This window comes from Streptomyces pinistramenti, assembly GCF_020564935.1.
In the GTDB taxonomy this organism is placed as follows: domain Bacteria; phylum Actinomycetota; class Actinomycetes; order Streptomycetales; family Streptomycetaceae; genus Streptomyces; species Streptomyces pinistramenti.
This window is the reverse complement of the sequence record NZ_JAJCXB010000035.1, coordinates 64,219-76,684: the sequence shown is the minus strand read 5'-3', so window position 1 is coordinate 76,684 and position 12,466 is coordinate 64,219. Positions and strand designations below refer to the sequence as shown.

Annotated in this window: 10 protein-coding genes and 1 pseudogene; 7 read left to right on the top strand and 4 right to left on the bottom strand. The window is 72.8% G+C overall.

What is annotated here, in order from left to right; all coding sequences use genetic code 11:
* Both LIU39_RS22605 and LIU39_RS22600 read right to left on the bottom strand, forming a co-directional pair.
* Nucleotides 1-697 (bottom strand): annotated as a pseudogene (locus tag LIU39_RS22605) (hypothetical protein); the annotation flags it as partial.
* Entirely contained in the window at nucleotides 694-1,677 is a 984-nt protein-coding gene (locus tag LIU39_RS22600; protein WP_227048659.1) for an aldo/keto reductase, read from the bottom strand. The gene LIU39_RS22600 and the pseudogene LIU39_RS22605, both read right to left, overlap by 4 nt.
* 127 nt (nucleotides 1,678-1,804) lie before the next feature.
* Here LIU39_RS22600 and LIU39_RS22595 point away from each other — a divergent pair, with 127 nt between their 5' ends.
* Together LIU39_RS22595 and LIU39_RS22590 are read left to right on the top strand one after the other, a co-directional pair.
* Entirely contained in the window at nucleotides 1,805-2,854 is a 1,050-nt protein-coding gene (locus LIU39_RS22595) for an LLM class F420-dependent oxidoreductase (RefSeq protein WP_227048658.1), read from the top strand.
* A gap of 234 nt (nucleotides 2,855-3,088) precedes the next feature.
* The gene (locus tag LIU39_RS22590; RefSeq protein ID WP_227048662.1) at nucleotides 3,089-3,898 is read left to right on the top strand and encodes a ferritin-like domain-containing protein; all 810 of its coding nucleotides are present in this window, start codon (nucleotides 3,089-3,091) and stop codon (nucleotides 3,896-3,898) included.
* On the opposite strand, the gene corA is transcribed toward LIU39_RS22590, so the two are convergent.
* On the bottom strand, nucleotides 3,876-4,871 hold the full coding sequence (corA, locus tag LIU39_RS22585) for a magnesium/cobalt transporter CorA (RefSeq protein ID WP_227048657.1): 996 nt from the start codon (nucleotides 4,869-4,871) through the stop codon (nucleotides 3,876-3,878). The two genes, LIU39_RS22590 and corA, sit on opposite strands and share 23 nt — an antisense overlap.
* Nucleotides 4,872-4,931: 60 nt before the next feature.
* On the opposite strand from corA, the gene LIU39_RS22580 reads away from it, so the two are divergent.
* The 5 genes from LIU39_RS22580 (at nucleotide 4,932) to LIU39_RS22560 (ending at nucleotide 11,003) form a co-directional block, all read left to right on the top strand.
* Nucleotides 4,932-5,639, top strand: coding sequence for a histidine phosphatase family protein (locus LIU39_RS22580; RefSeq protein ID WP_227048656.1), 708 nt, complete (start codon nucleotides 4,932-4,934; stop codon nucleotides 5,637-5,639).
* 129 nt (nucleotides 5,640-5,768) lie between these two features.
* Nucleotides 5,769-6,359, top strand: a complete 591-nt coding sequence (locus LIU39_RS22575; RefSeq protein WP_227048655.1) for a DUF3090 domain-containing protein — start codon at nucleotides 5,769-5,771, stop codon at nucleotides 6,357-6,359.
* Between the two features lie 5 nt (nucleotides 6,360-6,364).
* Nucleotides 6,365-7,237, top strand: a complete 873-nt coding sequence (locus tag LIU39_RS22570; protein WP_372464004.1) for an SCO1664 family protein — start codon at nucleotides 6,365-6,367, stop codon at nucleotides 7,235-7,237.
* A gap of 119 nt (nucleotides 7,238-7,356) precedes the next feature.
* On the top strand, nucleotides 7,357-8,586 hold the full coding sequence (gene mshC / locus LIU39_RS22565; RefSeq protein ID WP_227048653.1) for a cysteine--1-D-myo-inosityl 2-amino-2-deoxy-alpha-D-glucopyranoside ligase: 1,230 nt from the start codon (nucleotides 7,357-7,359) through the stop codon (nucleotides 8,584-8,586).
* Between the two features lie 140 nt (nucleotides 8,587-8,726).
* Nucleotides 8,727-11,003: a glycoside hydrolase family 31 protein gene (locus LIU39_RS22560; protein ID WP_227048652.1), complete on the top strand. Its 2,277-nt coding sequence runs from the start codon at nucleotides 8,727-8,729 to the stop codon at nucleotides 11,001-11,003.
* Between the two features lie 88 nt (nucleotides 11,004-11,091).
* Here the strand turns inward: LIU39_RS22560 and LIU39_RS22555 are convergent, their stop codons facing one another.
* Nucleotides 11,092-12,276 (bottom strand): PAC2 family protein, encoded by a 1,185-nt coding sequence (locus LIU39_RS22555; RefSeq protein ID WP_227048651.1) that lies wholly within the window; start codon nucleotides 12,274-12,276, stop codon nucleotides 11,092-11,094.
* Between the last annotated feature and the right edge of the window lie 190 nt (nucleotides 12,277-12,466).

Below are 12,466 nucleotides of genomic sequence, written 5' to 3'. Positions count from 1 at the left end.
GTCCGCAGCCGGGGCCGAGCAGCGCCCGCGCGAACGTGTCGGCCTGCTCGGGGCGGACGCCGGGCACGGACAGCAGCCGCCAGGGGTCCTCGCTCAGCTCCTCGCCCGCCCGCTCGCCGAGCAGTTCGGCCGCCTTTTCGGCCAGCGCCTCGGGGGCGCCGCCCGCGGCCAGGACCTGGCGAACCCCGTCGACCCCGGGGGCCGTCGGCCGGACCCTGCTCTCCGGGGCGGGAGCGGCGTCACCGGGGGAGACGGCGGGGCCGTCCGCGTCGTGCGCCGGGGCGGACGGGTGGTGCTGGGGTGCGGTGTCTGCCGCGGGGCGCTGCGGTGCCACCTGCGATGCCGGGGCCGCCGGGGCGTCCGGGGCCGTGCCCGCGGCACGGGGCGGGGCGGCGGCGCGGGGGGCGGGCCGCGGGGTGTCGTTGAAGAACGAGGCGGCCGGGCGTTCGCCGCTTTCCACCGCCCGCACCGCGGCGGCCAGCGCCGCGGCGGAGGCCGCGGGGCCGGTCTTCGCCTCCCGCGCCGCCGCCCCGGAGCCGTCCGCCGCCGCGGCCTGCGCGGCACCGGCCTCCTGGCCTGCGCCCTGGCTGCCGTCCGCGGCGGCCGGCTCGGCGCCCTGGCCCGGCGGGACCTCTGCGGCGGCGGGCGTGGCCTCCTGCTCGGGCGCGGTCTCGCCGGCGGGGCGGTCGGTACTCACAGCGTGCTCCAGTCGTGATCGGGATAGTGGTGCACCGGGGCGGACACCTCGTCCAGCGCCCGGCTGATCTCGTCAGGAAGACTAAGGGTCTCCACCGACAACGCCGCTCCGAGCTGCTGCGCGGTGCGCGCGCCCACGATCGGGGCGGCGACTCCGGGACGGTCGCGCACCCAGGAGAGCGCGACCTGGAGGGGCGTGACGGCCAGGCCGTCGGCCGCCGTGGTGACCGCGTCGACGATGCGGTTCGACGCCTCGTCGAGATACGGCGCCACGAACGAGGCGAGATGGTCGGACGCGCCCCGCGAATCGGCCGGAGTGCCGCGTCGGTACTTGCCGGTGAGCACCCCGCGGCCGAGCGGCGAGGCCGGCAGCAGGCCGATGCCCAGATCGAGGGCGGCCGGCTGCACCTCGCGTTCGACGCCGCGCTGGAGCAGCGAGTACTCCAGCTGGGCACTGGCCACCCGGGTGCGTACAGCGGGGTCGGCCAGCTGCCAGGTGGCGGCCTTGGCGAGCTGCCAGCCGGAGAAGTTCGCCAGCCCCGCATAGCGCGCCCGGCCGCTGCCGACCGCGAGGTCCAGGGCCTGAAGAGTCTCTTCCAGGGGGGTGTGCGGGTCGAAGGCGTGCAGTTGCCAGAGATCGACGTGGTCCGTGCCCAGCCGCCGCAGCGAGGCGTCCAGGGCGGCCAGCAGATGACGCCGGGAGCCGTCGACCTGCCGGTCCGGCTCCATGACGCTGCCGGCTTTGGTGGCGATCACCAGCTCCTCGCGCGGCACGAGCCCCTGTATCAGGCGTCCCAGGAGGTATTCCGCGCCGCCGTCGGCGTAGAGGTCCGCGGTGTCGACGAGGGTGCCGCCGGCCTCACGGAACGCCTTGAGCTGCTCGGCTGCTTCCCGTTCGTCCGTATCGCGCGCCCAGGTCAGGGTGCCGAGGCCGATACGGGACACACGCAGGCCCGTACGTCCGAGGTGCCTTTGCTCCATGGGCCCTGAGATTAGTGGCCGCGCGCCGGGCGCAGGAGACCTGTGGACAACCCGGCCATGACGGCGGCGGGCGGCGCGCGCTAGAGTCCCCGCAACAGTGACGTTACTGATGGGTAAGGGGAGCGGCATGAGGCTTGGGATCAACCTCGGTTACTGGGGTGCCGGCATGGACGGGGACAACCTCGCCGTCGCGCAGGAGGCCGACCGGCTCGGTTACGCGGTCTGCTGGGCGGCCGAGGCGTACGGCTCCGACGCCCCCACGGTGCTGTCCTGGGTGGCGGCCAAGACCGAGCGCATCGACGTGGGTTCGGCGATCTTCCAGATCCCGGCCAGGACACCCGCCATGACCGCCATGACCGCGGCGACCCTCGACTCGCTCTCCGGCGGCCGCTTCCGGCTCGGCCTGGGCGTCTCGGGGCCGCAGGTCTCCGAGGGCTGGTACGGCGTGAAGTTCGACAAGCCCCTGGCACGCACCCGCGAGTACGTCGACATCGTCCGCAAGGCCATGTCCCGGGAGCGGCTGTCCTACGAGGGGGAGCACTGGACGCTGCCGCTGCCCGGCGGCCCCGGCAAGCCGCTGAAGCTCACCGTCCACCCGACCCGCGAGCACATCCCGCTCTACATCGCGGCGATCGGCCCCAAGAACCTCGAACAGACCGGTGAGATCGCCGACGGCGCGCTGCTGATCTTCCCCTCGGCCGACCACCTGGAGGAGACCGCGCTCGCCCCCATCCGGGCGGGCCGCGAGAAGGCCGGCAAGACCATGGACGGGTTCGACGTCTGCCCGACGCTGCCGCTGGCCGTCGGCGAGGACGTCGGCGCCCTCGCGGACATGTTCCGCCCGTACACGGCGCTGTACGTCGGCGGCATGGGCAGCCGCAAGCAGAACTTCTACAACAAGCTGGCCCGGCGCATGGGATACGAGAAGGAAGCCGCCGAGATCCAGGACAAGTACCTCTCCGGCGACAAGGAGGGCGCGGCCGCCGCGATCCCGCAGCGGCTCATCGACCAGACCACGCTGCTGGGATCCGTCGAGCGGATCGCCGAGCGGATGCAGGCGTACGCCGCCGCGGGAGTCACCACGCTGACGCTGGCGCCCGCCGGCTTCACCCTGGAGGACCGGCTGGCCTCGCTGCGCGCGGGCACCGAGGCGCTGGAGAAGGCCGGACTGGCCTGACCGCCGACGGCCCGGCCGAAAGGGCCGGGCCGCGGGAAACGCTGCGGCCGTGGTGGGGGCTCGGGGGTCTTCCCCGCCACGGCCGTCCCGCGGCACAACGCCCCGTGGGCACGCGGGTTACGCCCGCTGCACCGCGGTGCGGCTCGTTCGCACGGGTGAACGCCGCAGGCCTCCGGTTGCCGCGCTTCCTGGACGGTCCTTGACTCTGCCTGCAGGCGTGTCCGCCCGGAGGCGCTGCCGACGCTCTCGGCGAAGAGCCTGTTCCAGGAGAGCGTCGACAACGACGGGTCCTGCCGCCTCTTCTGTTCCATCGCGGCGAGCGGAGAGGAACAGGGCGGCTGGGACAACGGCCGGATCGCCGCCCTGCTGCCCGCCTCCCCACGCCACCTCGTACCCAAGGCGGCACGGCACGGCGCCGACGAGGACAAGCACGGCCGGATCTTCCGGGCGCTGCTGCGCAAGCGCGGACTGTGCCCCGCCGAGGTCCGCGAGGAAGCGGACTCCACGATGCTGCTGGCGCGCCGCGGCATCGGTCTCGCGCACCGTACGTTGCGGCGCGCGGAGCCCGGGCAGGACGTCATCACCTACCTCGCGCACAGCCGGGTCACCGCACAGCGCGCGTCCGAGCAGATGCTGCTGCTGAAGAAGCACTTCGGCGACGATCCCGAACTGGGCCGGGCGGTCCGGATGATCTCCGCGGACGAGGACAACCACCTCGCCTACTGCCACGAGGAACTGCTGCGGTTCGCGCACGCCGGGCACGGCCGCCGCATCCAGCGGACGCTGCGCGCGTGCGCGCTCGCCGAGATCGCCGTCCACCGGGACGTCAGCCTCGCCGTGATGGAGCGCATGGGCCGCATCCTGGGCCGGCCGGCCCCCAGGTCCGCGCTGCTCGCGGTGGGCGTCCGCGCCCGGTACGGGTACGAACGGCTGGCCGGCTGGCGGCGGACGGTCGGTCTGCGGATGCCCGAGCGGCGCGATGCGCTGGGCGGCCGGGTTCGCCTGAGCGCCCGGGGCCGCGTCACAGCCAGCCCCGGCGTTTGAACAGCCGGTACAAGGACAGTTCGATGGCCACCATCGCCAACAGCACCCCGTAGTAGCCGAATTTCCATTTCAGCTCGGGCATGTGCGTGAAGTTCATGCCGTAGACACCGGCGATCAGGGTCGGCACGGCCGCCAGCGCCGCCCACGCCGAGATCTTGCGCATGTCGTCGTTCTGCCGCACCCCCATCTGCGCCAGATGGGCCGAGAGGATGTCGGACAGCAGCCGGTCAAGACCTTCGACGGACTCGTTGGCGCGGGTCAGATGGTCGCCGACGTCCCGGAAGAACGGCCGCGCCTGATCGTGCACGAAGGGCACCCCGGCGCTCTGCAACCGTGTCATCGGCTCGGTCAACGGCCCCGTGGCGCGCCGGAATTCCAGCACCTCCCGCTTGAACGCGTAGATCTCGGCCGCGGTGTTCCTGGTGCCCGAGCGGGCCGGAGCGAACACCTCGGCCTCCAACTCCTCCAGATCGACCTGGAGTTCGCCGGCCACCTCGATGTAGTGGTCCACCACCGCGTCGCTGACCGCGTAGAGGACCGACGTCGGGCCGTGCTTGAGGATGTCCGGCTGGCGTTCGAGGCGGCGGCGTACCGCGCTCAGCGGGCTGGCCTCGCCGTGCCGGACGGTGACGACGAAGGAGTCGCCGACGAAGACCATCAGCTCCGACGAGGTCACGGTGTCCGCGTGCACGTCGTAGGTGACCGGTTTGAGCACGAGGAACAGCGAGTCGTCGTAGATCTCCAACTTCGGCCGCTGGTGGGCCTTGAGCGCGTCCTCGACGGCCAGCGGGTGCAGGGCGAAGTCCCTGGTGATCCGGTCGAACTCGGCCTGCGTCGGTTCGTGGACGCCCAGCCAGAGGAACGCGTCGCCGGCGTCGGACCGCGCGTCGTGCAGGGCGGCGGAGAAGTCGGCCGGCGCGTCGGCGCGGCGGCCGTCCCGGTAGATGGCGCAGTCCACGATCACACCTGGCATTCTCACCCGGTGCCCGGCCTCCTGCCAGGGAGGGGGTGCAGGGAACGTAGGCTGGCTGCCATGCCCACGCTGATCCTGGTGCGGCACGGCCGCTCCACCGCCAACACCTCCGGCGTCCTCGCCGGCCGGACTCCCCGGGTCGCCCTCGACGAACGCGGCGCAGCCCAGGCCGCCGCGCTGCCCGGACGGCTGGCCGACGTGCCGCTGGCCGCCGCCGTGACCAGCCCGCTCCAGCGCTGCCAGGAGACCCTGCGCCCTCTGCTTGAGGCCCGGCCCGGCCTGCCGCTGCACACCGAGGACCGCATCAACGAATGCGATTACGGCGACTGGTCGGGGCGCAAGCTCGCCGAGTTGAGCGATCACCCGCTGATGGAGGTCGTCCAGCGGCACCCGTCGGCTGCGGTCTTCCCCGGAGGGGAGTCGATGCGGGCCATGCAGGCCCGCGCGGTGGACGCCGTGCACGACTGGAACGCCAGGATCGAGGCGGCGCACGGCCCGTCGGCGGCCTATGTGATGTGCTCGCACGGCGACATCATCAAGGCCCTGGTCGCCGACGCCCTGGGACTGCACCTCGACCTGTTCCAGCGGATCTCCGTCGAGCCCTGCTCGGTGACCGCGATCCGCTACACGCGCCTGCGGCCGTTCCTCGTACGCCTCGGCGACACCGGCGACTTCGGTGCGCTGGCGCCGTCCGATGAGGCCGCGGGCGGGGCGGCCGCCGGGGGCGAGGGGGACGCCGCCGTCGGTGGCGGTGCGGGAGCACCGTGATCAGCGGGCGCAGTAGGGTGGTGCGACGGCGCTGCCCGCCACGCCGCTGAGAACTGTGCAGTGAACGCAGTGACCACAGGGGCCGCAGCGACCGCAGTGCCCCCGCAGTCGAGCAATCGGAGCAGGACGTTGTCCCGTCAGGTGTTCTTCTACGACGCCCCGGACCGCTTTGTGGCCGGTACGGTCGGGCTGCCTGGCCGCCGTAGCTTCTTCCTCCAGGCCACAGCGGCCGGCCGGACCACCAGCGTGGCTCTGGAGAAGACCCAGGTCGCCGCGCTCGCCGAGCGGATCGACGAGCTGCTGGACGAGGTGGTGCGGCGCAGCGGCGGCAACGCCCCGGTGCCCGCCGTCGCGCCCGCCGAGCTGGCCGACACCGCCCCGCTGGAATCGCCGGTCGAGGAAGAGTTCAAGGTCGGCACGATGGCGCTCGCCTGGGACGGCGAGGACGAGCGCATGATCATCGAGGCGCAGGCGCTGGTCGAGCTGGAGGCCGACAGCGACGAGGACCTCGCGGAGGCCGAGGAGCGCCTGCTCCAGGACGACGAGAACGGCCCGCCGATGCTGCGGGTCCGGATGACCGGCACCATGGCCAGGGCCTTCGCCAAGCGCGCCCTGGAGGTCGTCAACGCCGGGCGGCCGCCGTGCCCCCTGTGCAGCCTGCCGCTCGACCCGGAGGGACACGTATGCCCGCGCCAGAACGGATACCGACGGGACGCCTGAGCCCGATGGAGCCCTCCGCCCAGCAGGCCGTCCCCGGACCCGCGGCGCCGCAGGACGGCGCGCCGCCCCCGGACGGGCCCGGCCTGCCGGCCGCCTTCCTCGCCGACGGCGAACTGACCGTGCGCGGGCAGATCCAGGAGGCGTCCAACGCGGTCCTGTACTGCACCGTGACCCACGAGGGCCGCACCGCTGCCTGCGTCTACAAGCCGGTGGCCGGCGAGCGCCCGCTGTGGGACTTCCCCGACGGCACCCTCGCCCAGCGCGAGGTCGCCGCGTACGAGATCTCCCGGGCGACGGGCTGGGACCTGGTCCCCACGACGGTGCTGCGCGACGGTCCGTACGGCACCGGCATGGTCCAGGAGTGGATCGAGGCTCCGGGCGATGACGACGAGATTCCTGAGCTGCTGGCGCTGGTCGAGGGCGAGGAGCCGGGGCCCGGCTGGAAGGCCGTCGGCTTCGCCGAGACCGGCCGGGGCCGCCCCGCGCTGCTGGTGCACGCCGACGACCGGCGGCTGCGGCGGCTCGCCGTGCTCGACGCGGTGATCAACAACGGCGACCGCAAGGGCGGGCACCTGCTGCCGGGCGCGGGTGGCCGGGTCTTCGCGATCGACCACGGTGTGACGTTCAACTCGGAGGACAAGCTGCGCACCCTGCTGTGGGGCTGGGCCGGGGAGCCGCTGACCGACGAGGCGCTGGCGGCGCTGCGGACGCTCGGCGAGGCTCTGGAGGACGGCCGGCCGCTCGTCACCCGGCTGGCCGAGCTGCTCACGGAAGCCGAGATCGGGGCGCTGCGGGCGCGGGTGGCCGGGCTGCTGGCCGACGGGCGTCACCCCGAGCCCAGCGGGCAGTGGCCGCCGATTCCCTGGCCGCCGGTCTGATCCCGGCCGCCGGTGGCGGGCCGTCAAGCATGCCGCGGCTTCGAACGCAAGAGCGCCTATCAGGCCAAGAGAGCCGATCCGGTTCGTATGCGGAACGTGCATCCGGTTAGGCTCAATGCATGCATGCATGGCCCGCTTCTGAGGTCCCCGCCCTGCCCGGCCAGGGCCGCGACCTGAGGATCCACGACACCGCGACCGGCGGACGGGTAGCCCTCGCCCCCGGTCCCGTCGCCCGTATCTACGTCTGCGGCATCACGCCGTACGACGCCACCCACATGGGGCACGCGGCGACCTACAACGCGTTCGACCTGGTCCAACGCGTGTGGCTCGACACGAAGCGCCAGGTTCACTACGTGCAGAACGTCACCGATGTCGACGATCCGCTGCTGGAGCGGGCCGTCGCCACGGGGGACGACTGGACGGCGCTCGCCGAGCGCGAGACCGCGCTGTTCCGCGAGGACATGACGGCCCTGCGGATGCTGCCGCCGCGCCACTACATAGGCGCCGTCGAGGCCATACCCGGCATCATCCCGCTCGTCGAGCGGCTGCGCGACAACGGCGCCGCCTACGAGCTGGACGGCGACATCTACTTCTCCGTCGAGTCCGACACCCACTTCGGTGAGGTCTCCGGCCTCGACGCCGAGGCGATGCGGCTGCTGTCCGCCGAGCGCGGCGGCGACCCGGAGCGGGAGGGCAAGAAGAACCCGCTCGACCCGATGCTGTGGATGGCCGCCCGTGACGGCGAGCCGAGCTGGGACGGCGGCTCGCTGGGCCGCGGCCGGCCGGGCTGGCACATCGAGTGCGTGGCCATCGCCCTGGAGCACCTCGGCATGGGCTTCGACGTGCAGGGCGGCGGCTCCGATCTCACCTTCCCGCACCACGAGATGGGCGCCTCGCACGCCCAGGCCCTCACCGGCGAGTTCCCGTTCGCCAAGGCGTACGTGCACGCCGGGATGGTGGGCCTGAACGGCCAGAAGATGTCCAAGTCCAAGGGCAATCTGGTCTTCGTCTCGACGGTGCGGCGGGACGGCACCGACCCGGCGGCGATCCGCCTGGCGCTGCTCGCCCACCACTACCGCGCCGACTGGGAGTGGACCGACGCGGTGCTCGACGAGGCCGTGGCGCGGCTGGCGCGCTGGCGTGCCGCCGTCTCGCGTCCCGACGGCCCGTCGGCCGACGCGCTCCTGGACGAGATCCGCACGGCGCTCGCCGACGATCTGGACTCGCCCGCCGCGCTCGCGGCCGTCGACCGCTGGGCCGCGGCGCAGCAGGCCGGAGGCGGCAGCGAGGAAGGCGCGCCGGGCCTGGTCTCGCGCGCTGTGGACGCGCTCCTGGGCGTGGCCCTGTGACCCGCTGACCCCTTGCCCTCGGGGCGTTCCCGCCGACCGGCGGGGACGCCCCTTTTCGTGGCCCGGTGGCGGTGAGAAGTCCAGGAGACGGGGCCGAAGAGTCCATGGTCATGTCCGCGCCGGCGGGCTAGATCTCGGGCATGAGGAAATCAAGAGGACTGCGGGCGGCGGTCGTTGCCGCGCTGCTCGGGCTCGCGGCGGCGCTCGCGGGACCGGTGGGCAGCGTCGGGGCCGCCGAGCCCGCCCCCGCACAGACCGTCGGCGACGTCACCGGCTTCGACGCCGACGGGGCCGTCTACCACCTGCACGCAGGAAAGGCCCAGGCGCGTGTCAGCTTCGTCTCCGACCTGACCTTCCGCATCGAGCTGGCCCCCGACGGGAAATTCACCGACCCGACGGGCAAGGACATCGTGCTGCCCCAGGGCAAGCCACCCCGCACGCACTGGAAGGACGCGGGCGACGCCTACGAACTCGCCACCGGCAAGGTGACCCTGCGGGCCTTCAAGGCACCACTGCGCTTCGAACTGCGTCGCGCCGACGGCTCGCTGGTGTGGTCCGAGGCGAAGGGGCTGAGCTGGGACGGGGACACCACCACCCAGACCCTGGCCCGCGGCGGCGACGAGCAGTTCTACGGCGCCGGCATGCAGAACGGCCGCGGCAACACCTCGCACCGCGGCCACACCGTCGAGGTCGGCGTCGACGACAACTGGGACGACGGCGGGCACCCCAACTCGGTGCCGTTCTACCTCTCGACGGCCGGTTACGGCGTCTTCCGTAACACGTACGCGCCCAACACCTACGCCTTCAAGGACCCGGTGACGGCCACCGCGAAGGAACGCCGCTTCGACGCCTACTACTTCGCCGGGCCGAGCGAGAAGGAGGTCATCGGCCAGTACACGAAGCTGACCGGCAAGCCGTTCCTGCCGCCGTTGTACGGCCTGGAGATCGGCGACTCCGACTGCTATCTGCACAACGCCAACCGGGGCGAGCGGCACACCCTGGACGCGCTGAAGGTCGCCGACCTCTACACGCAGCACGACATGCCCAACGGCTGGATGCTCGTCAACGACGGCTACGGCTGCGGCTACGAGCACCTCGCCGAGGCGTCGAAGGGCCTGGGCGAGAGGAAGATGAAGCTCGGGCTGTGGACCGAGGACGGCCTCGACAAGCTCGCCGAGCAGGTCAAGGCGGGCCAGCGGGTCGCCAAACTCGACGTCGCCTGGGTCGGCGACGGCTACAAGCACGCGCTGGACGGCTGCAAGGACGCCTACCGCGGCATCGAGGACAACAGTGACGCCCGCGGGTTCACCTGGGCCCCGGAGAGCTGGGCGGGCGCGCAGCGCTGCGGCGTCCAGTGGTCCGGCGACCAGAAGGGCACCTGGGAGTACATCCGCTGGCAGATCCCGACGTACGCGGGCGCGAGCATGTCCGGGCTCGCGTACACCACCGGCGACGTGGACGGCATCTTCGGCGGCAGTCCCAAGACGTACGTCCGCGACCTGGAGTGGAAGTCGTTCCTCCCGGTGATGATGACGATGGACGGCTGGGCGGACAGCGACAAACAGCCCTTCCGGCGCGGGGAGCCGTACACCTCCATCAGCCGGAAGTACCTCAAGCTCAAGGAGTCGCTGCTGCCGTACATGTACTCCTACGCGGCGCAGGCGACCCGTACCGGCGTCGGTCCGGTCCGCCCGCTGTCGCTGGAGTACCCGGACGACCCGAAAGCGGGCTCGGACGCCGCCAAGTACGAGTTCCTGAGCGGCGAGGACTTCCTGGTCGCGCCCGTCTACCAGGACACCGAAACCCGCGACGGCATCTACCTGCCGAAGGGCACCTGGGTGGACTACTGGAGCGGCCGCACCTACCGGGGGCCGGTCACCGTCAACGGCTACCACGCCCCGCTGGACACCCTGCCGCTGTTCGTCAAGGCCGGTGCGAACGTGCCGATGTGGCCCGGCATCACGTCCTACCAGGACCGCACGGCCGCATCGCCGCTCGCCTGGGACGTCTATCCGCAGGGCCGTTCGTCGTTCACGCTCTACGAGGACGACGGCGTCACCCGCGCCCACCGGGACGGCGCCGCCGCCACCCAGCGGGTGGACGTCGCGGCACCGAAGTCCGGCGCGGGCACCGTACGGATCCGGGTCGGCGCCTCCCGGGGCACCTTCCACGGCAAGCAGACCTCCCGGCCGTACGAGTTCACCGTGCACACCGGTGACGCGCCGCGCGGGGTGGCGCTGGCCGGACGGCAGCTGCCGCGGCTGCACTCCGCCGCGGCGCTCGAAGCGGCGGGCGAGGGCTGGTACTTCGACCCGTCCGACCGGGCCGGTGTGGTCCGGGTCAAGACGGCGAGCCGCACCACCGACCGCGCCTTCTCGCTGGTGCTCAGGGGCGCGAGCGCGGTCGGCGGGAAGTGACGGGCGCACCGCAGTAGCAGGGCAGAACGGGGGCGCCCCGATGGCCGGTCGGCCGGGGCGCCCCCGTTGTCGTGCCGTGCGCGGCGGCTCAGCGGCCGCCGGACTCCTCCGGGCCGTCCCGGCGGCTGCCGCGGGGCCCGGCGCCGTCGGGACGGTCCTCGGCGCCGTCGTGGCCGTCCGCCGCTGCGCCGGGGTCGTCCGAGGGAGGCGCGGGGGTCTCGGCGGTGTCGTCCGGAGAGTCCGGTCCGCTGCCGGTGTCGTCCGGGGCGGTCTCGTCCTGGCCGTCGGCCGGGCGGGATTCGCGCGGCTCCTTGGGCGCAGGGCGCGGGGGCCGGGTGCGGCCGGAAGCCGTGTCGCGCAGGTACGAGCCGGCCGGGCCGTCCGCGAGCCCGCCTTCGGTGGCCACTCCGGGGCCGGCCTGCGGGTCGCGGCGCCGCAGGTAGCGCTCGAACTCGCGGGCGATGGCCTCGCCGGACGCCTCCGGCAGATCCGCGGTGTCCCGCGCCTCCTCCAGCGACTGGACGTACTCGGCGACCTCGCTGTCCTCGGCCGCCAGCTGGTCCACGCCGAGCTGCCAGGCACGCGCGTCCTCGCTCAGTTCGCCCTGCGGGATACGGATGCCGAGCAGGTCCTCCAGGCGGTTCAGGAGCGCGAGCGACGCCTTCGGGTTGGGCGGCTGGGAGACGTAGTGCGGTACGGCGGCCCAGAGGCTGACCGCGGGCACACCGGCGTGGGTGCATGCCTCCTGGAGGATGCCGACGATGCCGGTGGGGCCTTCGTAGCGGGATTCCTCCAGATCCAGCCGGGCGGCGAGATCCGCGTCGGAGGTGACGCCGCTCACCGGGACCGGCCGGGTGTGCGGGGTGTCGCCGAGCAGCGCCCCGAGCACGACCAGCATCTCCACACCCAGTTCGTGGGCGAAGCCCAGGATCTCGGTGCAGAACGACCGCCAGCGCATGCTCGGTTCGATGCCGCGGACCAGGACCAGGTCGCGCGGGCGTCCCTTGCCGTCGGAGTCGGCGACGCGGACGACGGAGAGCCGGGTCGTCGGCCACGTGATCTTGCGAACTCCGCCTTCCAGGAAGACGTTCGGGCGGTTGACCTGGAAGTCGTAGTAGTCCTCGGCGTCCAGCGCCGCGAACACCTCGCCCTTCCACTCCCGGTCCAGATGTGCGACCGCGGCGGAGGCGGCGTCGCCTGCGTCGTTCCAGCCCTCGAACGCGGCCACCATGACCGGGTCGATCAGCTCGGGAACCCCCTCGAGCTCGATCACCCAGCGCCTCCTTCCGACCGGCCGGGCCGCCTCGCGGCGGCCGCCGGCAGCAGTTCTCTTGCGTACGTTCCCCAGACTACGGGGTCTGCGGTACTCGTCCGCAGCCCCTGTGCACGAACGAGTGCTCATTCATCCGACCTGTCCGGGTCGGCCCTCGCTCAACTTCCGCACGGGTCTGGACGCTGGCTTA